The following is a 20007-nucleotide window of genomic DNA, read 5'->3' as shown; positions in this document are numbered from 1 at the left end:
ATGACCAGTGCATTGGAAGGCGTGAAGGTCCTGGACCTGAGCCGGGTTTTTTCCGGACCGTGGGCCGCGCAGATGCTGGCCGACTTCGGCGCCGAGGTCATCAAGGTGGAGCGCCCCGGCCGCGGCGACGACGTGCGGCACCAGGGCTATCCCATGCCGGACCGCGACGGCAAGCCCAGCCGGGAAACCTCGTCGTTCGTCGCGATGAACCGCGGCAAGAAATCCGTGACGCTCGATATCTCGCGGCCCGAAGGCCAGGCGCTGGTGCGCCAGCTTGCGCAGAAGGCCGACATCGTCATCGAAAACTTCAAGGCGGGCGACCTGAAGCGCTACGGACTGGACTACGCCTCGCTGTCGGCCCTGAACCCGCGGCTGGTGTATTGCTCCATCACCGGCTTCGGCCAGACCGGCCCCTACAGCCACCTGCCGGGCTACGATCCGATCTTCCAGTCCATGAGCGGGCTGATGAGCGTGACGGGTGTGCCGGACGGCGAGCCGGGCGCCGGGCCGGTCAAGGCGGGTTATTCCGTTTCCGACCTGACCGCGGGCTTCTACGCGGTGTCGGCCATTCTTGCCGCGCTGCGGCATCGCGACCAGATCTCCGGCGTGGGTCAGCACATCGACCTGGCGCTGCTGGACGCGCAGATCGCGGCCATCTCGCACATCGGCATGAACTATCTGGCCAGCGGTCAGCTGCCCGCCCGCATGGGTTCGGCCTCGCAGATCACCGCGCCGTTCCGCGCCTTCGAATGCCGGGACGGACACCTGATGGTCGCCGTGGGCAACGACTCGCAATTCCGCAGCTTCTGCCTGGTCATCGGTCTGCCCGCGCTCGCCGACGACCCACGCTTTGACACGAATCCCAAGCGCGCGGCGGCGCAGGCCGATCTGTCGCGGCTGATCGAGCCCGCGATGCTGGCGCGAACCGTCGCGGACTGGAACCAGGCCCTGGCGGCCGCCAACGTGCCCTGCGGCCCGATCTACACCATGGATCAAGTGTTCGAGGATCCGCAGGTGCGCCATCGGCAGGTGCTGGGCAGCGTGGAGCATCCCGCGCTCGGCAGCATGCCGATCGTCCGCAACCCGATTCACTTTTCCGCCACGCCGATCGCCGCCGGTCTGCCCCCGCCCATGCTGGGCGAGCACACGGCCGACATCCTGCGCGCCGAACTTGGCCTGTCCGCCGAAGCGATCGAGCGCCTGCATGCCGAGGGCATCGTATGAGCGCCGCCGACCACGAACTGATCGAGGAAATCCGCGACAGCGCGCGCGACTTCCTGCAACGCCGCGACCAGCGGCAGCGCAAGCGCCGCACCCCGGGCGGCGAGCGCGCGTACTGGCAGGAGATTGCCGCCGTCGGCTGGCTGGGCATGAGCGTGCCCGAAGCACTGGGCGGTTTGGGACTGGGCTGGCACGCGATGGCCGCCGTGCTTGAAGAAGCGGGCCGCGCCCAGTTGCCCGAACCGCTTGTCGGGGCGGGTGTGCTGAGCACGGCGCTGCTGGCGCGCATCAATCCGGCGGGCGATGGCACCGTCCGAGACGCGCTGCTGCAAGCCTTGTGCGCCGGTGAAAAAAGGGTTGGCCTCGCCTGGCAGGAAACCGAAGGACAGCTCGAAGCCGGCGAATCCGCCGGGGCGTTTGGCGTCACGGTCACCGCGCGCGAAGGCGCCTATGTGCTGAACGGCGAAAAGCGCCACGTCGTCCCCGGCGCGGACGTGGACGGCTGGCTCGTCACGGCCGACGGCGAATCGGGGTCTGCGCTGTTCTATCTGCAGGCCGGCACGCCCGGCGTCGCGGTGCAGACGCACGAACGCGCGGACGGCTCGCCGGCCTGCCATTTGACGATCGAGTCCGCGGTGGTTGGCAGCGAAGCGTTGCTGGCGCGCGAGGGCGTGCTGGACGCCGTTGACGAGGCGCTGGACTACGGCCGCCTGATGCAATCCGCAGAACTCGTGGGCGTCGCGCGGCAGGTGCTGGCCGATTCGGTCGCCTACTTGAATACGCGCAAGCAGTTCGGCCAGACGCTCTCGTCATTCCAGGCGCTGCAGCACCGCCTGGTCGACGCGACCCTGCAGGTCGAACTGGCGTCCAACAGTCTGCTGGACGCACTGAACGCCATTGCCGCGGCGCCGGACGACGTCAAGGCCCGCAAGGCGGCGGCCAGCCGGGTCAAGGCCCGAGCAGCGCGCGCCGGCATCGATGCGGCGCGGCTGGCCATCCAGCTGCACGGCGCCATCGGCTACACCGACGAATGCGACGTCAGCCTGTACTTCCGCAGCGCCCTGCACCTGGCCGCCTGGCTGGGCAACGCCACGGCGCATCGTCAGCGTTATGGCGTGCTGGCAGCCGACCCGGCGCCGGAGGCGGACGATACGGCAGAGGACGCACCGGAGGGCTCAACGCCAGGCCTGGACGCCATGGAGTTCCCGCGCGAGGCAGACTGGAACGCCATGCCGGAAGCGGCGTTCCGCAAGCTGCTGCGCCGCTTCTTCCGCACGCATTACCCAGATCACCTGCGGCACGTGCCGTGGCGGCTGCATTGGGATGAGATCAAGGCGTGGTACTTCACCTTGTCGCGCCAGGGCTGGATCGCACCGTCGTGGCCGCGCGAGCATGGCGGCATGGCCCTGTCTCCCGCCCGGCAGATCGCGTTCATCGAAGAAGCCGAACGCTACGGCGTGGCGCGCGCGCCGGACCAGGGCCTGGTCATGCTGGGCCCCATCCTCATCCGCCACGGCACGGACGCGCAGCGCGCGCGGTTTCTGCCGGGCATCCTGTCCGGCGAGGCGGTGTGGGCGCAGGGCTACTCGGAACCCGACGCGGGATCGGATCTGGCCTCGCTGCGCTGCGAGGCGGTGATCGACGGCGACGAACTGGTCGTCACCGGCCAGAAGACCTGGTCCACGCTGGCGCAGGACGCGACGCACATGTTCATGCTGGTGCGCACCGACAAGACCGTCAAGAAGCAGGCAGGCATCAGTTTCCTGCTGGTCGATCTGAACAGCCCGGGCGTCAGCCGCCGGCCGATCCGCACGCTGTCGGGTCACGAGGAGTTCTGCGAGGTCTTCTTCGACCAGGTCCGCGTGCCGCGCGGCAACGTGGTCGGCGAACTCAACGCGGGCTGGGGAATTGCCAAGGCCTTGCTCGGCTTCGAGCGTCTGTTCAGCGGCAGCCCCAAGCACGCAAGCCACGCCCTGCAACAGATCTTCAGTCTGGCGCGCCAGCGCGGCCTGCTGGCCGATCCGGCGTTCGCCGACCGGCTGGCCGAGTTGCGGCTGGACAGCGCCGACCTGACCGCGATGTACCGCGTGTTTGCGGACATGGCCAAAGCCGGACTTCCGCTTCCGCCGGAACTGTCGCTCCTGAAGATCTGGGCCACCGAAACCCACGAGCGGCTGGGCGCCCTGCTGATCCAGATTGCCGAAGAATATGGCGGCGCGGCAATGCGCCTGAGCTATGGCGGCGGCGGCGTGCAGGCGCTGGCGCCCTATACCAACGCCCTGGCGGCCACCATCTTCAGCGGCACCAACGAGATCCAGCGCAACATCTACGCCAAGCAGGTCCTGGGCCTGCAAGGCGCCTGACAACGACAACGCGCCGGCCCGAGCCGGCGCATCCGGAGAGAGACACATGAAGAAAGCAACCGCACTGACGGTGGCGGCAATGATCCTGGGCGGCGTCGCCGCCGCGCCCGCCGCGCTCGCAGCCCAGCCCTGGCCAAGCCAGCCGATCCGGCTGATCGTGCCCTACCCGCCCGGCGGCTCGGTGGACAACCTGGCGCGCCTGCTTGCGCCGTCTCTGGGCGAGCGCCTCGGGCAAACCATCGTCATCGAGAACAAGGCCGGCGCCAGCGGCACCATCGGTGTCGACGCCACCGTGCGCGCCACGCCCGACGGCAATACCTTCGGCTTCGGCGTGCCGGGCGCGATCACCGGTTTGCCTCACGTCATGAAGGTGCCGTACGACGTGTCCAAAATCCAATACGTGTCGCTGGTGGCGCGCATTCCGCAGGTCATCATGGTCAATCCGTCGCTGCCGGACACCACCCTGGCCGCTTTTGTCGACAGCGCCAAGAAGCAGCCCGGCAAGTACAACTACGGCTCGGCCGGCAACGTGACGACGCCGCACCTGGGCGGCGAACTGCTCAAGCAGCAGACCGGCATCGACATCATGCACGTGCCCTACAAGGGCGCAGCGCCCGCAGTCACGGCGCTGCTGTCCAACGAGGTGCAGATGTTCCCCGGGGACGCGTCCGCCGCGCTGGGCTTCATCAAGGCGGGCAAACTGCGCGCGCTGGCCGTGGCCAGCCCGGAACGCTTCGAGGGCCTGCCCGACGTACCCACCACCAAGGAGGCTGGCTTTCCCGGCATCATCGTGGAATCCAACTACGGCGTCATCGCGCCCACCGGCACGCCCAAGGACATCGTCGACAAGATGTCCGACGCGATCGCAAAATCCCTGGCCGACCCGGTCCTGCGGCAGAAGATGATCGACCAGGGCGCCATCCCCGTCGCGACCACGCCCGACGCTTACCGCACGCTGATGGAGACGGAATCGAAGAAGTGGGGCGAGGTCATCAAGCGCGGCAAGCTGGGCCTGCAATAACGCCATGCCCGTGCGCTTTTGCCGTACGCTTATGCCGATTCCCACGACTGCCGACCTGCGCCATCGACCATGCCATCAGCAAAAGCCACGGGCCTGAGCCTGGACCTGACCGCCGACCTTCATAAATGGCGGGCCTTCCTGGCCATCGCGGAACTGGGCAGCATCACGCGCGCGGCGCTGTACCTGGACCAGGACCAGTCGGTGCTGAGCCGCCGCATCAATGCGCTCGAGCGCGAGTGCAATGCGCGGCTCTTCAACCGCACCGGGCGCGGCGTGAACCTGTCCGAAGTGGGCGAGCGCCTGTTCCCGCTGGTGCAGACGCTGCTGGGCGACGCCGAACGCCTGGAAATGGAACTGAACGGCGAGGCGCGCGAGCCTGCCGGCGAGGTCACACTGGGACTGTTGCCTTCAACCGCGCACCCGCTCATCCGCAGGCTGTTTTCCCGGCTGCGCGAGCAATTCCCGAAGGTGCATCTCAAGATCCTGGAAGGCTCCAGCGGCCAGATCGAGGAATGGCTGACCGACAGCCGCGTGGACATCGCCATTCTTTACCGCTACGGCGACAAATGCCCGCCCGGCGAACAGGCGCTGGCCTCCGTGGACTCGTACCTGGTCGGCGCCGCGGGCGACGCGCGCACGCAGGCGGGCGAGATCACCTTCGACAAGCTCGATGGCCTGCCCTTCATCCTGCCGGGCGCGCCCAACGGCTTGCGCAACGCGCTGGACGGTCTGGCGCGGGCGCGCAAGATCGCCATCTCTCCGCTGATCGAGGCCGACTCCCTGCCGTTGATGAAGTCCATCGTCGAACACGAAAAGATGTACACCGTGCTGCCGCTGCACGCGGTATGGCAGGAGGTGCAGGAAGGCCGCCTCAGCATTGCCGCGCTGCGCGATCCGACGATGAGCCGCATCGTCTCCATGGCGTTCTCGCGCTCGAAGGGGCCGGGCCGCACGGTCATGGAGGTGGCCTCCCAGATCCAGACGCTGGTGCGCGAGATCGGCGGCGAAGGCGTCTGGCACGCCAGTCCGTAAACCCGGACCGGCGTGCGGGCGCTTACCTGAACCCGTACAGGCGCGCGGGGTTATCCACCCAAACCTTCCTGCGCAACGCGTCGTTGCCCAGCCAATCGTGCGCCAGATCCACCAGCGCATCGGCCGACGGCGCCGCCGCGCCCATCCGCACAAAGGGCCAGTCCGACCCCCACAGCACCTGGTCCGGATTGGCGCGGGTGAAGGCGTCGTGGATGCCGCGCGCGTTTTCGTAGTCAGGCGCGGCGCCCACCCGGCATACGGTCAGCTTCATCCAGATCCGCCCATCGGCCAGCAGGCCGTGCAGCATCTGGAACACCGGGTCCTCGGCGCCGCGCGCGGGCACGAGGCTGCCCAGGTGGTCGATGACCAGCGGCAGATCCAGCTTGGCCAGTGCAGGCAGATGGCGCAGGTAGGTATCGCACGGCGCCCAAAGCTGCGCGTGCAGGCCGAACCGCTTCATGCGCGGCGCAAGCGCCGCCACCTGATCGAATCCCACGCTGCCGGCAAACAGGTTGCCCGCCGGATCGCGCGCCTCGACAAAGCGCAGGCCGCGCACGCCGCCGTCGTAAAGGGCCTGCAATTGCGCATCGGTGGCCGTGGGATCCGCCACGGCAATTCCGCGCAGGCGCTCTCCGCCCTGCGCCACGGCGGCCAGCAACGCGTCCGGATTCGTCCCGTAGGGCGCCGGTTGCACCAGCACGCCCCGCGCGGCGCCCAGCGTGTCCAGCATGCGCAGATAGCGTTCGGCCGGCGCGTCCGGCGCGGCGTAGGACGACGGATGCTGCAAGGGAAAGCGTTCGTAGGGCCCGAAGACGTGGCAATGCGTATCGCACGCCCCCGCCGGCAGCGTATGGCGGGGTGTCACGGGCATGCGCGGCGCCTCCACGCTGTCCGGCACGTAGGCGCGCGCCTGCGCGCCGGGGTTGGGATTGCCGGCGGCGCTCATGATGCGCTCCCGGCCAGCGGCGCCAGGCGGCTGAGCGCCGGCGCGCCATCCTGCGCCGGTGTATCCAGCGGCGGCGGCGCGTCGTCGGGCATCGGGATCTCGTGCGCGTTCAGCGTCATGGACACCATCGTGTAGTAGCCGATCACAGCGGTCAGTTCCACCACGCCAACGGCGGCCCAACGCTCGACCGCCTGCGCATACAGGGCCGGTTCGACCTGCCCGGTCTCCTGGAGCTGCCGCGCGAACTCATAGACGATTTCGTCGTCGCGGTTGTCGAATACGGGAGTCGCGCGGGCCCGGATCGCGTCCAGCACGGCATCCGAAAGGCCCGCGGCCCGGGCGGCTTGCGCATGGATATGCCACTCGATCTGGCTGTTCCAGCGGCGCGCCGTCACCACGATGGCAAGCTCGCTGACGCGGGGCGGCAGGCTGGTGCCAAAGCGCAGCAGCGCCCCCAGCGCCTGCCAGCGATCGGCCAGATCAGGATTGTGCAGCGCGGCGCGCAGGGGACCGACGAGGCGGCCGCGCGGACCGGAGACGATCTTCTCGTACACGCCCTTCTGCGCGTCGGTCATGGTGGCGGGATCGGGTAGCGGGATACGGCTCATCATCGTCCTCTGTTCACGGGGTTTCGTCGGGTTGCGTGCGCATTACCGAGGGCCGGGCGGCGAACCGCGCGTGCCACGCCGCCAGCGCCGGGTGGCCGTCGCGCCAGGCGATGTCCGGGAAACGATAGTCCATGTACGACAGCGCGCAACCGATGGCGATCAGGCCCAGGTCGAAGCCGCTGGCCTGCAGCGCCGGCGCCTCGGCTTCCAGCGCGGCAAGCACCGCTCGGGTTTTCAGCGCAAAGGCGTCGAGCCACGCGGGCGTCTGGCGCGCGGCGGGCTTGTTGCGCTCCTGCCGGAACAACAGCAACGCGTCCAGGAAGCCGTCTCCCAGCGCCTGCCGGCGTTCGGCGAGCAGGCGCGCGCGGGGGTCGGCGGGCAACAGGCCCGCGCCGGTGAGCGCATCCAGGTAGCCGCAGATGACGCGCGAGTCGTACAACGCCGTGCCGTCTTCCAGCACCAGCGTCGGCAGCTTGATGAGCGGGTTGTCGGGCACGAGGTCCAGATTGGGCTTGTCCATCGCGACCGGCGTGCGCACCAGCGCCACGCGGTCCTCGATGCCGGCCTCGTGAATGACGATCATCACCTTGCGCACGAAGGGCGATCGTGGCGACCAATGCAGTTTCATCGACAGGCTCCAAAAGGGTTCAAGGTCTGCGGGGCATTCAATGCCCCTGCGCGGGCCGCACGGCGGGATCGTTGGCCGCGTCGGGCGTGCGCATCTGAAAAAGATCGCTGGTATGCGCGTACCAGCCCGCGCCGTGCATGCGGCCCAGCAGGCGCAGCGCGGGCGTGTCCACATAGAACTTGCCGGCATCGAGCAAGGCGTCATCCCGCAGGTACAGCGCCACCACCCGCGCCAGCACGATCACGCGCTGCGGCGCCGCGTCCAGCACCTGCCAGACCTCGCATTCCAGCGCGGCCGGACTCTGCGCGATGCGCGGCGGCGCCACGATCAGGGACGGTTCGGTCGCCAGCCCGGCGCGCGCCAGTTCGTCGATGCCGGCGTCGTAGTCCAGGCTGGTGTGATTCATCTGTTCGGCCAGCTCCGCGGACACCAGGTTGATCACGAACTGCCGCGTCTGCAGGATGTTGCGCGAGGTGTCCTTCAATTGCCCGCCGCGCGGTCCGATGCCCAGCGCGACGATGGGCGGGTCGCTGCTGACCACGTTGAAGAACGAGAACGGCGCGGCATTGCGCACGCCCGCTTCCGACTGGCTGACCACCCAGGCGATGGGCCGGGGCACGACCACGCTGGAGAGCAGCTTGAAGGCGTCGGCCGAGGCCAGCTTGCTGAAGTCGAAGTTCATGGTGCGGGCGCCTTTCGCGGCGCAGGAAAGTGGGGAATCATTTGGCCAGCAGCCCCAGTGTGCCCAGCAGCCGCTGCATGTCGGCGCGGTCCTTCCGGACGTAGGCGCCGGCATCCTGGGGAGACAGCGCCATCAACTCTATCGCCTGGTCCTGCATGATGCGGCGGTAGTCGGGATCGTCGTTCACGCTTCGGACGGTGTCGCTCAGCTTCTGCACGATGTCGGGCGGCGTGCCGGCAGGCGCGGCCAGGCTGTACCAGGTGGCGGCCTGCGCCCCTTTCACGCCGGCCTCGTCCAGCGTGGGCACGTCGGGCAACAGCGGCGAGCGCTTGTCGGCCGCATACGCCAACGGCACCAGCCGGCCCTGGCGGATGAACGGCAGGCTGGCGGACAGGTTCAACATGGCCAGGTCGATCTGCCCGCCCACCGCGTCGTTGATCGCGGGCGACGCGCCGGCATAGGGAATGTGATTGAGCTGCACGTGCGCGGCCTGCTGGAACAGTTCCGCGCCCAGGTGCGTGGCCCCTCCGACGCCCGCCGACCCGTAGCTGAGCTTGCCGGGTTCCGCCTTGGCGCGGGCGATCAGGTCAGGCACCGTCCTGATGCCGCGCGACGGGTTGACGACCAGCATGATGGGCTGCACCGCCACCACCGAGCAGAACTCGAAGCCCTGGATGCCGTCGTATATCGTCTTCTGCATCAGCGGCGTCACGACGTGGCCGGCCGACGTGCCGAGCAGCAGCGTGTAGCCGTCCGGCTTGGCGCGCGCCACGAAGCCCGTTCCGATGGATGCGCCGCCGCCCGGCTTGTTCTCGACCACGACCGGCTGGCCCAGGCGCTTTTCCAGCGCGCGCGCCAGGCTGCGCGCCACCACGTCGGCCGGACCGCCGGCGGCGTACGGATTGATCAACGTGATGGGATGGTCTGGGTACGCGGCGGCGGCCGGGGCGGACGCGAAGGACAGTGCGGCAGCCGCCGCCAGCAAAGCTCGGATCATCGAAGGCATGGTCGTTCCGTTGGTTGGAGATGCGATGGCCAGGCGGGCCGGCGCTCAGTCCGCGCGCGCGCCGGACGCGTCGATGATGCGCGCCCACTTCTGCGTGTCGGCGCGGATGCGTTCGGAGAATTCCTCGGGGGTGCTGTACGTGGTCTGAATGCCGTAGCCCGCCATGCGCTCGACCATCTGCGGCGCGGTCATCACGGTTTTGATGTCCGCGTTGAGCCGATCGATGATGGCGCGCGGCGTGCCCGCGGGCGCCAGCACGCCAGACCACAGGCTGACTTCGTAGTCCTCGAAACCCGGCGTCTCCGAGATCGACGGCACGTCGGGCAACGCCGCCAGGCGCTTGCGGCTCGTCACGCCCAAGGCCTTGACCTTGCCATCCTTGACCTGCTCCACGAAATTGGACGAGGTGTCGATCATCATCGAGATGCGGCCGGCCATGAAGTCGTTGATCGCGCCGGACGTGCCCTTGTACGGAATGTGGCGGATATCCACGCCTGCGGTGGACTTGAACATCTCGCCGGCCAGATGGCTGGTCGTGCCGTTGCCCGAAGAACTGAAGGTCAGCTCGCCGGGCTGGCGGCGGGCAAGCTCGGCAAGCTCCGTCACGGAGTTCACCTTCAGTGCCGGGTTCACCACCAGCAGGTTGGCGGTCAGGTTGGTCAGCGATACCGGCGCAAAGCTCTTTTGCGGGTCATAGCGCAGCTTGGCGTACAGCGACGGGTTGATCGTCAGCACGCCCATCGTCGAATACAGCAGGGTGTAGCCGTCCGGCGCGGCGGTCGCCACCGCCTCGGCCCCGATCGAGCCCCCCGCCCCGCCCCGGTTTTCCACCACCACGGACTGGCCCAGCTTCTCGCCCAGCCCTTGCGCCAGCGCCCGAGCCATCAGGTCGGTGGCGCCGCCGGCCGGAAAGGGAACGACCAGCCGCAGGGGCCGGTCGGGATAGGAACCCGCGGCCCCAGCCGCGGAAAACAGACCCGCGCCGAGCAAAAGCCCGGCCGCGGTCAGCGCGCTAACGATCTTCATGCTGTCTCCAAACTTCGTTCTTGTGTTTGCAGCATGGTAGGCGCGGGGCGGGGCCGGGGCTATGCGCGGGATCGCATATCTGGTTTGCGCGGGGTTTGGCGGGGGGATTGGCCCGGGTTTCCTGCGGGCCTTGGTCCGGGCTCAGCCGGGTTGGGCCAGCAGCCGCTGGATTTCCGCCTCGGTCTCCTTGTACCGGCCTTCGCCGAAGTGGCTATAGACCACCTTGCCCTGCTTGTCGATCAGGTACGCCGCGGGCCAATACTGGTTGCGGTAGGCGGTCCAGGTGGCGTAGCGGTTGTCCTGCGCGACCGGATACGTGATGCCGAAGCGTTGCAGCGCCTTTTCCACATTCGGGGTCGACCGTTCAAACGGAAACTCCGGCGTGTGCACACCCACGACGACCAGGCCCTGATCCTTGTACTTCTGATACCAGCTCGTGACGTACGGCAGCGTGCGGATGCAGTTGATGCAGGTGTAGGTCCAGAAATCCACCAGCACGACCTTGCCACGCAGCGATTCCATCGTCAGCGGCTCGCTGTTGAGCCATTTTTCGATGCCGGTGAATTCCGGGGCCGGGGGTGCGGCGGCCGGGGCGGCCTGCGCGGCGCCCTGCATCAGGCAGGCGCCGATCAGCGCGCCCAGGGCAATCTTCTTGAACGTGGCAAACATGGTTATCTCCTTGAGGGTCAGGCGAAGAGGTTGGTGATCCAGGCATAGGCCAGGACGTCGTACTGGAAGTAAATGGCGATGGCGGTCAGGACGAGCAGCACCCCAAAGCCCTGCTGCAAGCGCTGCGTGTAGCGCGACAGGCCGCGCACCCGGGTGGCGATGGCCTGCCCGCCGTAGGCGATCACCAGCATCGGGACGCCGGCGCCGATGGCGAACACCAGCAGCAGCGTGCTGGACTGCACGAGGTCCTGCGCCTTGGCCGCCAGCACCAGGATCGAAGCCAGCACCGGCCCCGCGCACGGCGTCCACACGGCGCCCAGCGACAGACCCAGCACAAAGCCGCCCGCATTGCCACTGCCCGTGCCGCCCGCCGCCGCCAGGCGCTGCAACGGGCCGCCGACGCGGGCGATCAGCCGGTCGTAAGGGTCGGGCCAGATCCGCACCAGGCCGAACAGCGCCAGCAGGACGATCGAGGTCGAGCGCACGGCTTCATGCACGTGTTCATTCAGATTGGAAATGAGGCTGAGGGCAATGCCCAGGCCGGCGAACGCCAGCACGAAGCCGGACACGACAAACAAGGGGCGCAGGCGGCCGGACCGTTCCAGCGAGGTGCCCAGCAGCACGGGCAACAGGGGCAGCACGCAGGGAGACGCAATGGTCAGCATGCCGGCAAGCAACGCGATGGGGGTGTTGATGAGGTCCATGGGGGTCGTCCTTTGGAAAGTGACCCCATTGCACCCGTGGCACGTATCCGGCATGTGCCGGATCGGCGGATTTTTTCAAGCGCGTGTATCCGCCGCCAGGGCGTATACAGTACGACACACTCCGCGGGCGGCCCGGCGCTATAAACCGATCACACCCCGCAACGGAGTCCCTCATGAAACGCTTTCTTGCCGTCCTGCTGCTGCTCTTTGGCGGCTTCACCGCCGAGGCCGCCAAGCCCTTCCAATGCCAGCTCATCTCCAACACCCGCCCGCGCCGCGATCCCCTGCCCCCGGGCGAGCGCTAGCCCTATAGAATTCCGGAACCCCGCCGGCGCGCCGGGCGCGCCATCACCCACCAGGAAGGCACCCGCAGATGGACCACATAGACCACGTCATGATCGTGGACGACGATCGCGAGATCCGCGAACTGGCCGGCGGCTTTCTGCGCAAGAACGGCCTGACCGTCACGCTGGCCGCCGACGGACGGCAGATGCGGCAACTGCTTGAGAACCTGACGGTCGATCTGATCGTGCTGGACATCATGATGCCCGGCGACGATGGCCTGGTGCTGTGCCGCGAACTGCGCAGCGGCAAGCACCGCCGCATCCCGATCCTGATGCTGACGGCGCGCAGCGACGACATGGACCGCGTACTGGGCCTGGAGATGGGCGCGGACGATTACCTGGTCAAGCCGTTCGTGGCGCGCGAGCTGCTGGCGCGTATCAAGGCCATCCTGCGCCGCACGCGCATGCTGCCGCCCAACTTTCAGGTGACCGAGCCGGGCCGCGAGATCAGCTTTGGAAACTGGCGGCTGGACACCACGGCGCGGCACCTGCTGGACGCCGAAGGCACCATCGTGGCGCTCAGCGGCGCGGAGTACCGGCTGCTGCGCGTCTTTCTGGACCACCCGCAGCGCGTGCTGAACCGCGACCAGCTGCTGAACCTGACGCAGGGCCGCGACGCCGACTTCTTCGGACGTTCGATCGACCTCCTGGTCAGCCGCCTGCGCCAGCGCCTGCGCGAAGATGCGCGCGAACCCCTGTACATCAAGACCGTGCGCAGCGAAGGCTACGTGTTTTCCGCGGCGGTGGAAGTCTCGGAAGGCGAACCGTGAGTGCAGCCGCGCCGCGCCGTCACGCCTGGCCCCGCACGCTGGTCGCGCGGCTGTTCCTGATCTTCGTGGCGGGGCTGATCCTGGCGTACGGCTTGTCGTTCGCCTCGCTGTTCTACGAACGCTACAGCGCCACCCGCAACATGATGCTGGGCGACCTGGAACGCGACGTCGCCATCGCCATGGACATCCTGGACCGCCTGCCCGCCGCCGAGCGCGCCGCCTGGCTGCCGCGCCTGTCCAGCAACAACCGCCAGTATCTGCTGGGCGACGGCAAGGCCGACCAGCCGCTTTCCCTGGACGCCGCGCGCACCGCCGCGCAGTCGATCGAGGCCGCGCTGGGGCCGGAGCGTCCCGTCACGGTCCGAGCCATGGCCGACGATCCGCGCCACATCCAGGCGCGTGTCGTGCTGTCCGATGGTCAGCCCGCGATTCTGGACATCGAACTGCTGCGGATGCGGCCGGCGCCGTGGCTGTTTGGCGTGCTGGGCGTGCAGTTGCTGCTGCTGGCCGGCTGTGCCTGGCTGGCCGTGCGACTGGCCGTGCGTCCGCTGACCCGCCTGGCCCGCGCCGCCGAGGAACTGGATCCCGACCACAAAAGCCCGCTGCTCGACGAGGCCGGCCCGGCCGAAGTCGCGCACGCCGCCGTCGCCTTCAATGCCATGCAGGACCGCATCGCCGCGCATCTGGCCGAGCGCATGCAGATGCTGGGCGCCATCTCGCACGACCTGCAGACGCCCATCACCCGCATGAAACTGCGCACGGAGTTCATGGATGCGTCCGCTGACCGGGACAAGCTGGCGCAGGACCTGAACGAAGTCGAGCGGCTGGTGCGCGAAGGCATCGACTATGCGCGCAGCGCCCACGGCAAGACCGAGCAGCCTGCGCGGATCGACCTGAATGCCTTTCTGGACAGTCTGGTTTGCGACTATCAGGACACGGGCAAGGACGTGTCCCTGTCGGGCGACGCCGTCCCGCCGCTGTTGACGCGTCCCCATGCCTTGCGGCGCATCCTGGGCAATCTCATCGACAACGCGCTGAAGTTCGCGGGCGCCGCCGAAGTGCGTGTGGCGGCACGGGACGACGCGACGCTATCCATCCATGTGCTGGATCGCGGCCCGGGCATCCCGGCAGACGAACTGGACGCGGTGCTGCAACCGTTTTACCGGCTGGAAAGCTCTCGTAATCGGGACACGGGCGGGACGGGACTTGGACTGGCCATTGCGCATCAGCTTGCACAGGCGCTGGGCGGCAGGCTGATCCTTGCCAACCGCGAAGGCGGCGGCTTGTCTGCGGAAGTCAGGATCGCGCCGCTGGTTGCGTAGCGTTGATCGTCAGGCGTCGCGCAGCGCGCCCGACTGCAGCAGCGGCTTCAGGATGCCGGCGGTGTACAGCCGTGCCAGGTTCACCAGGAAGTCCGTGAAGTCCGTCTTGGCCGCGTGATCGGCGCTGTCGGAGATCACGCGCATCACGGCAAACGGCACGCCGAACTCGTGACACACCTGCGCCATCGCTGCACCTTCCATTTCCAGGCAAAGCGCGTCGGGCAGGCGTTGGCGCAGCTCGTGCGCCAGATCGTTGTCGTTGACGAAAATGTCGCCGGTCGCGATCAGGCCGTGGTGAACGCGCGGCTGGGCGGCCGCGCCCGGTAAACCGCCCTTGGCCGCGAAGTCGCGTGCGCTATCCAGCAGCAATGCACTCAGCGCGGCATCGGCATCGAAGCGCTCGCGCCCCAGCAGCGGGATTTCGTGGCGGCCGAACAAGGGCCGCGCGTCCATGTCGTGCTGCATCAAGGCATCCGCCACGACGATATCGCCGACGCGCACCTGCGGATGCAGCCCGCCCGCCAGGCCCGTGAACAGCACGCGCGACACGCCGAACTCCTGGATGACGATGGACGCCGTCGCCGCCGCGGCCACCTTGCCGATACGGCTGAGCGCGATCACGCAGGGCGTGCCCCACAGCGTGCCCACCTGAAAATCGCGCATGGCGATGCGGCGCGTTTCGGCGCCGGGATCCATGGCCGCCAGCAGGTCGGCGATTTCTTCGTGCAGCGCGCCCAGGATGGCGAGACGTCCCATGATGTGTGCTTTTTCCGTGATCGTTGCTTGATCGTTGCTTGATCGTTGCGTAATGCGGCCCGTGCCGCCAGCGCGCAACATACTCCAATGCCGCCGCGCCCGCCAATGACGGCGGTTTGTATCGCAGCGTATCCGGACCGGTCCTGGATACGCGGTGATGCCATCCCGCGCCGGCGCCGACACATGACCGATACAGCCGCTTGATGCAATGCAGGCTCTCAACCACAGGCACGGCCACGCCGCGCCGATCTTCCTGGAGTCATCATGGCCAAGCAACTCGAGCAGGTTCTCTACACCGCCCACACCCACACCACCGCCGGCCGCGAAGGCGCGGGACGCAGCAGCGACGGCGCGCTGGACGTCACGCTGAGCACACCCGGATCCGGCAAGCCCGGCACGAATCCCGAACAGCTTTTTGGCGTGGGCTACTCGGCCTGCTTCATGGGCGCGATCAAGCGCGCCGGCGCCACTCACAACATCACCGTGCCGCGCGATATCGCCATCGACGCCAGCGTGTCGCTGGGCAAGGTCGATAACGGCGCCAACTTCGCGCTCGGCGTCACGCTGGCCGTTTCGCTGCCGGGATTGACCGGCGAGCAGAAGCAGTTGCTGGTCGAATCGGCGCACCAGTTGTGCCCTTATTCGCGCGCGATTCGCGACAACATCGATGTGCAATTCCAGATCGTCTGAAGCGGGGATTGTCCCTGTTTGCTACGGCGGCCTCCGGGCCGCTTTTTTTCTTGTCCTGGATACCATCCGCAACCGCTTCGGATGGCTCCTGATGTGGTAGTAAAGGCGTACTCTTGAAAACGGTACGCCGCGCAGAATGCCGCCAGCACGCAATGTCGCGCCCGCGGGGCTAGGCAGAAAGGTGGTGTACGAACATGCAGCAGGGAAACCCCGCGCCCTGCCTTCGACACGCCGCGTGCTAGCTTGCCTCACGCAGGCGTTGTCCCAGCCGGCAGCATAGGTATCGCAAGCCTTTATCTGTGTGTGGGGAGACGATCATGGTGAAGAACCTCGCCGTATTCTTCGACGGTACGTGGAACGAACCCAACGACCGCACCAACGTCTACGAGCTCTACAAAGCCGCGCCCGAGACCAGCACGCAGGAAACGCTCTACATCGAGGGCGTGGGGACACAAGGCCAGGGCCTGTGGTCCGCCATCGACAAATTCATGGGCGGCGCGTTCGGCGCAGGCCTGTCGGCCAACATCCGCGAAGGCTACCGCTGGCTCTGCCAGCGCCACGAGCCCGGCGACCGCATCTTCCTCTTCGGCTTCAGCCGCGGCGCCTACTCCGCCCGCAGCCTGGCGGGCATGGTGCGTAAGTGCGGCTTGCTCAACGAACCCACCGAAAACAATGTCTCGGAAGCCTACGCGCTGTACCGCGACGACTGCACCCCATCGTCCCTGGAAGCCGCCGCCTTCCGCGACCGCTTCTCCCGCGACACCGACCTGCACTTTGTCGGCGTCTGGGACACCGTCGGCAGCCTCGGCATTCCCGTCGGCGGCGTGTCATTTCCCGGCTTCTCCAGTTTCTACAACTTCCACGACACGGAACTGAGCAACCACGTCCTGAACGCCTACCACGCCATCGCCACCAACGAATACCGCGAGCCGTACTTTCCCACGCTATGGACTCGTCGCGCGGGTTCACCGCCACGGCCGGCGCACCTGCCCGTGGAACAGCGCTGGTTCATCGGCGCGCATTCCGATGTGGGCGGCGGATATCAGGATGGGAGCTTGCAGACGCTGCCGGCGGCATGGCTGCAGGAAAAGGCGCGGCAGGCGGGACTGGAGACAGGGACGGTGCAGCGGATCTCGACCGATTATGAACAGTGCGAACCACATGATTCGTACAAGGAGTTCACGGAGAAGGTGCCGATTCCGGTGAAGCGTCGGCCCAGGGTGTGGGATCGGGAGACGGTGTTGAATTTGACGATCGATGATCGGCTGCTCGGGAGGTTCGAGCGGAATCAGGCGTTTCTGAAGGAGTATCCGGATTTCAGGGATGCGTTGGGGAAGTTGGAGGTGGGGCGGTAACGCCGGCTCCGCAAAACGAGAGGGTGTTCACGCAGCCTCGTGCAGGCGCATTTCCACACGCAAGCCGGCGGCCGCCGCCATGTTGACCAACGCATCCAGCCCAAACAGATTGATCTTGCCGCGCATCAGATCCGACACGCGAGGCTGCGTTACGCCGAACAGGCGGGCAGCCTGAGCCTGACTCATCCCCGACTGCGCAAGGTGACTCGTCAAAGCCATCATGAGGACGGAACGCAACTTCATGTTTTCCGCTTCCGACGGCGTGCTCTCGATTGCGTCCCACACGCTTTCGTATCGTTGCTTGCTCACGGTTTCAGCTCCTTCAACAAGTGCCGGTAACGCTTTGCGGCCAGATCCAGGACAACCTTGCTGGTTTTTTCCGATTTTTTCTGGAAGCAATGGAGCACATAGACCACCTCGGCAAATTTCGCGATGTAGAGAACGCGAAATGCGCCCGTCACGTCACGAATCCGTATCTCCCTGACTCCGGGTCCGACCGTACTCATCGGCTTCCAATCGTCAGGCTCCAACCCGCGCTGCACGCGATCGATTTGGTAACCGGCCTCACGCCGAGCCGAGAGCGGCAACGCGCGTAGATCGTCCAGCGCGCCGCCAACGAATTCAACCTCACGCGGCGCGTTCAAAGCGCAATTATACAAATTTTTGTATCAGGCGCGACCCTAGCGAATGGTTCGCCCTGCCCATCCAACTGGCGCCTCGCACCAACAACACTTGATTCGTCGAACATGTGTTCACCCATCCGCTAACCAGCGAACAATGTCGCAAGGAGCGACTTGGGTGTCGATGAGGATTGGTCTGAATCTGCAGGGCTTCTGCGCAGAATCACCCCGCCACATACCCCAACGCCACGCTGGCCGCCAGCGCCTCGCGCTTAACCGCGGCCACCACCGCCCCGCCCTCGGACACGTCGAACCCGCCCGTCGCGCCCAGCGCGGTCAATACCGCGCAGACCCGGCCGGTATGGTCATACAGGGGCGCCGACACGGCGCTGATGCCGCGCAGATTGGTGTCTTTCACGGTGGCGCACCCCGCCGCCCGAACATCGCGGCGCAAGACGCCGATGGGATCGTCGCGATCCAGCAGCGCGCGCTGCTCGGCCGGCGCGCCGGCCAGTTCGGCTTCCGCCAGCGCCCGCACCGGCGCCTCGTCCAGCAGGCCCAGAAATGCCCGGCCCGTCGCCGACCACAGCATCGACAGCACCGACCCCACGCGCACGTTCACGGTGACCGGCAGGCCGGGCTCCTCGAATCGCACGATGGTCGGACCCTTGTTGCCCATGACGGCGATGAAGCACGTGACGGCCAGGCTTTCGCGCAGGCGCACGAGCGCGGGTTCGCCGATGCGTAGGGGGTCGGCCTGGCGCATGGCGGCTACCCCGACATAAAGCGCTTCAAGGCCCAGGTGATATTGCTGCGTCGCCACTTCCTGGTCGACCAGGCCTTCGGCGATGAGGCTCATCAGGTAGCGGTGGACCTTGGCGGGGCTTTCGCCGACGTGGGCCGCCAAGGCCGTGAGGCTGGCGCGGCCACCCAGGCGAGCGAGCCCTTTCAGCACAGACATGCCGGTCTCGGCGGCCTGGACCCGCTGACGTCGCTCGCGCGGCCGGGCGGCCGGATCCTGTTCAGATTCGAGGTCGGATTCAGGCGGCAAGGCGGCTTTGCTCATAGGGAAATACAGCTCCGGGGCAGACGCTCGCCGGCAAACGAGGGATCGAAAGCCTGGAGCGGCACTAAGGTTAACCCTTCTTCAAAAATTACGCATTGCGTATATGCTTTACGCAAATAAGGAATGCACTTTTGACATTCCACAACGAGGAGACTTGTCCATGCGCAGTGTTAAACACCACATCCTGGCCGGCCTGATGGCCCTGCCCCTGCTGGCTTGTGCCAGCGCGTCCGCGCAGCAGGCGGCGGCCGACTACCCGTCCAAGCCCGTGCGCTGGATCGTGCCGTACGCCGCGGGCGGCGGGTCGGATTTCCTGGCCCGCAGCATCGGGCAGGGATTGACGGGGCGCCTGCACCAGCCGGTGGTGATCGAGAACAAGCCGGGCGGCAACACGGCGATTGCGGCGTCGGAAACGGCGCGCGCCCCGGCCGACGGCTACACGATGCTGTCCGCCGACAACGGCACGCTGGTGTTCAACCCGGCCCTCTACAAGAAGCTGTCGTACGACCCGGCGAAGGATCTGGCGCCCGTCACGCTGATGGGACGGTTTCCGATGATCCTGGTGGTGGGTCCGGCCATGAAGGTCAACTCGGCCAAGGAATTCCTGGCGGAAGCCAAGGCGCGCAAGGAAGGCCTGGATTACGCGTCGGCCGGCGCGGGCAGCCCGCACCACCTGGCGATGGAATTGCTGAAGGTTGAAGCGGGTCTGACCCTGACGCACGTGCCCTACCGCGGCGCGTCACCCGCCCTGGCGGACGTGGCCGGCGGGCAGGTGCCCGCGATGATGGTGGATCTGGCCGCTGGCGCCGGCTTCATCAACGGCGGCAAGGTGAAGGCGCTGGCGGTCGCCAATCCGACCCGCCTGCCGCAACTGCCCGACGTGCCGACCTTTGCCGAAATCGGCCTGAAGAACGTGGAAGCCGCGGCGCAGGTTGGCGTGGTGGTGCCGGCCGCGACGCCCAAGCCCGTGATCGATGCGCTGAACAAGCAAGTGGTTGCGACCATCAATGACCCGGCCACCCGCCAGCGTCTGGTGGAGTTCGGCATCGAGCCGATCGGCAACACGCCTGCGCAGTACGCCGAGATGCTGACCGCCGAGCGCGCCCGCTGGCAGAAGCTGATCAAGGATCTGGGCATCACGCTGGACTGAGGATCACGCTCACGGCATCACGCTGAAC

22 protein-coding genes are annotated in these 20007 nt (G+C 67.2%); 10 read left to right on the top strand and 12 right to left on the bottom strand.

Going from position 1 to position 20007, the window contains the following annotated elements:
* The 4 genes from KW836_RS07405 (at position 1) to KW836_RS07390 (ending at position 5637) form a co-directional block, all read left to right on the top strand.
* The gene (locus KW836_RS07405) at positions 1–1224 is read left to right on the top strand and encodes a CaiB/BaiF CoA-transferase family protein (RefSeq protein ID WP_218342864.1); all 1224 of its coding nucleotides are present in this window, start codon (positions 1–3) and stop codon (positions 1222–1224) included.
* Positions 1221–3584: an acyl-CoA dehydrogenase gene (locus KW836_RS07400; protein ID WP_218342863.1), complete on the top strand. Its 2364-nt coding sequence runs from the start codon at positions 1221–1223 to the stop codon at positions 3582–3584. The genes KW836_RS07405 and KW836_RS07400 overlap by 4 nt, the downstream gene beginning before the upstream one ends.
* Positions 3585–3630: 46 nt before the next feature.
* Positions 3631–4605, top strand: a complete 975-nt coding sequence (locus KW836_RS07395) for a tripartite tricarboxylate transporter substrate binding protein (protein WP_218342862.1) — start codon at positions 3631–3633, stop codon at positions 4603–4605.
* Between the two features lie 69 nt (positions 4606–4674).
* A complete protein-coding gene (locus KW836_RS07390) occupies positions 4675–5637 on the top strand; it encodes a LysR family transcriptional regulator (protein WP_175122457.1) in 963 nt (320 codons plus the stop codon).
* Positions 5638–5659: 22 nt separating this feature from the next.
* On the opposite strand, the gene KW836_RS07385 is transcribed toward KW836_RS07390, so the two are convergent.
* The 8 genes from KW836_RS07385 to KW836_RS07350 all read right to left on the bottom strand — a co-directional run bounded on the left by KW836_RS07385 (position 5660) and on the right by KW836_RS07350 (position 11906).
* Positions 5660–6583 (bottom strand): amidohydrolase, encoded by a 924-nt coding sequence (locus KW836_RS07385; protein WP_218342861.1) that lies wholly within the window; start codon positions 6581–6583, stop codon positions 5660–5662.
* Complete coding sequence (locus KW836_RS07380) at positions 6580–7191, bottom strand: carboxymuconolactone decarboxylase family protein (RefSeq protein ID WP_218343288.1); 612 nt, start codon at positions 7189–7191, stop codon at positions 6580–6582. The genes KW836_RS07385 and KW836_RS07380 overlap by 4 nt, the downstream gene beginning before the upstream one ends.
* Positions 7192–7204: 13 nt before the next feature.
* Entirely contained in the window at positions 7205–7819 is a 615-nt protein-coding gene (locus KW836_RS07375) for a glutathione S-transferase family protein (RefSeq protein ID WP_218342860.1), read from the bottom strand.
* Between the two features lie 37 nt (positions 7820–7856).
* Positions 7857–8501 (bottom strand): flavin reductase family protein, encoded by a 645-nt coding sequence (locus KW836_RS07370; protein ID WP_175122454.1) that lies wholly within the window; start codon positions 8499–8501, stop codon positions 7857–7859.
* 37 nt (positions 8502–8538) lie between these two features.
* Positions 8539–9498, bottom strand: a complete 960-nt coding sequence (locus KW836_RS07365) for a tripartite tricarboxylate transporter substrate binding protein (RefSeq protein ID WP_175122803.1) — start codon at positions 9496–9498, stop codon at positions 8539–8541.
* A gap of 54 nt (positions 9499–9552) precedes the next feature.
* Positions 9553–10533 carry a tripartite tricarboxylate transporter substrate binding protein gene (locus tag KW836_RS07360; protein ID WP_175184697.1) on the bottom strand — a complete coding sequence of 327 codons (981 nt, stop codon included), beginning with the start codon at positions 10531–10533 and terminating at the stop codon, positions 9553–9555.
* A 141-nt stretch (positions 10534–10674) separates the two neighbouring features.
* Positions 10675–11148 (bottom strand): thioredoxin family protein, encoded by a 474-nt coding sequence (locus tag KW836_RS07355; RefSeq protein WP_370633009.1) that lies wholly within the window; start codon positions 11146–11148, stop codon positions 10675–10677.
* A gap of 71 nt (positions 11149–11219) precedes the next feature.
* The gene (locus KW836_RS07350) at positions 11220–11906 is read right to left on the bottom strand and encodes a cytochrome c biogenesis CcdA family protein (protein ID WP_175122451.1); all 687 of its coding nucleotides are present in this window, start codon (positions 11904–11906) and stop codon (positions 11220–11222) included.
* Positions 11907–12079: 173 nt separating this feature from the next.
* Here KW836_RS07350 and KW836_RS27830 point away from each other — a divergent pair, with 173 nt between their 5' ends.
* The 3 genes from KW836_RS27830 (at position 12080) to KW836_RS07340 (ending at position 14342) form a co-directional block, all read left to right on the top strand.
* Positions 12080–12211 (top strand): hypothetical protein, encoded by a 132-nt coding sequence (locus tag KW836_RS27830; RefSeq protein WP_255595163.1) that lies wholly within the window; start codon positions 12080–12082, stop codon positions 12209–12211.
* Positions 12212–12279: 68 nt separating this feature from the next.
* Complete coding sequence (locus tag KW836_RS07345; RefSeq protein WP_175122450.1) at positions 12280–13020, top strand: response regulator; 741 nt, start codon at positions 12280–12282, stop codon at positions 13018–13020.
* Positions 13017–14342: a HAMP domain-containing sensor histidine kinase gene (locus KW836_RS07340; RefSeq protein WP_218342858.1), complete on the top strand. Its 1326-nt coding sequence runs from the start codon at positions 13017–13019 to the stop codon at positions 14340–14342. The genes KW836_RS07345 and KW836_RS07340 overlap by 4 nt, the downstream gene beginning before the upstream one ends.
* A gap of 9 nt (positions 14343–14351) precedes the next feature.
* Here KW836_RS07340 and KW836_RS07335 read toward each other — a convergent pair whose 3' ends face one another.
* Complete coding sequence (locus tag KW836_RS07335; protein ID WP_175137841.1) at positions 14352–15098, bottom strand: 5'-methylthioadenosine/adenosylhomocysteine nucleosidase; 747 nt, start codon at positions 15096–15098, stop codon at positions 14352–14354.
* Between the two features lie 264 nt (positions 15099–15362).
* Here KW836_RS07335 and KW836_RS07330 point away from each other — a divergent pair, with 264 nt between their 5' ends.
* Together KW836_RS07330 and KW836_RS07325 are read left to right on the top strand one after the other, a co-directional pair.
* Positions 15363–15788 (top strand): organic hydroperoxide resistance protein, encoded by a 426-nt coding sequence (locus tag KW836_RS07330; RefSeq protein WP_175122447.1) that lies wholly within the window; start codon positions 15363–15365, stop codon positions 15786–15788.
* Between the two features lie 317 nt (positions 15789–16105).
* The gene (locus KW836_RS07325; protein ID WP_175137842.1) at positions 16106–17143 is read left to right on the top strand and encodes a DUF2235 domain-containing protein; all 1038 of its coding nucleotides are present in this window, start codon (positions 16106–16108) and stop codon (positions 17141–17143) included.
* 27 nt (positions 17144–17170) lie between these two features.
* On the opposite strand, the gene KW836_RS07320 is transcribed toward KW836_RS07325, so the two are convergent.
* From KW836_RS07320 to KW836_RS07310, 3 genes are all read right to left on the bottom strand, one after another.
* The gene (locus tag KW836_RS07320) at positions 17171–17452 is read right to left on the bottom strand and encodes a helix-turn-helix domain-containing protein (protein ID WP_175137843.1); all 282 of its coding nucleotides are present in this window, start codon (positions 17450–17452) and stop codon (positions 17171–17173) included.
* Positions 17449–17787, bottom strand: coding sequence for a type II toxin-antitoxin system RelE/ParE family toxin (locus KW836_RS07315; RefSeq protein ID WP_255595162.1), 339 nt, complete (start codon positions 17785–17787; stop codon positions 17449–17451). The genes KW836_RS07320 and KW836_RS07315 overlap by 4 nt, the downstream gene beginning before the upstream one ends.
* Before the next feature lie 199 nt (positions 17788–17986).
* The gene (locus KW836_RS07310) at positions 17987–18829 is read right to left on the bottom strand and encodes an IclR family transcriptional regulator (RefSeq protein ID WP_255595161.1); all 843 of its coding nucleotides are present in this window, start codon (positions 18827–18829) and stop codon (positions 17987–17989) included.
* Positions 18830–18989: 160 nt separating this feature from the next.
* On the opposite strand from KW836_RS07310, the gene KW836_RS07305 reads away from it, so the two are divergent.
* Entirely contained in the window at positions 18990–19979 is a 990-nt protein-coding gene (locus KW836_RS07305) for a tripartite tricarboxylate transporter substrate binding protein (protein ID WP_105240652.1), read from the top strand.
* Positions 19980–20007: the final 28 nt, after the last annotated feature.

The organism is Achromobacter sp. ACM05, assembly GCF_019218915.1.
In the GTDB taxonomy this organism is placed as follows: Bacteria; Pseudomonadota; Gammaproteobacteria; order Burkholderiales; family Burkholderiaceae_B; genus Achromobacter; species Achromobacter animicus.
The sequence above is the reverse complement of the archived record's forward strand: the minus strand, read 5'-3'. Positions and strand labels throughout refer to the sequence as shown.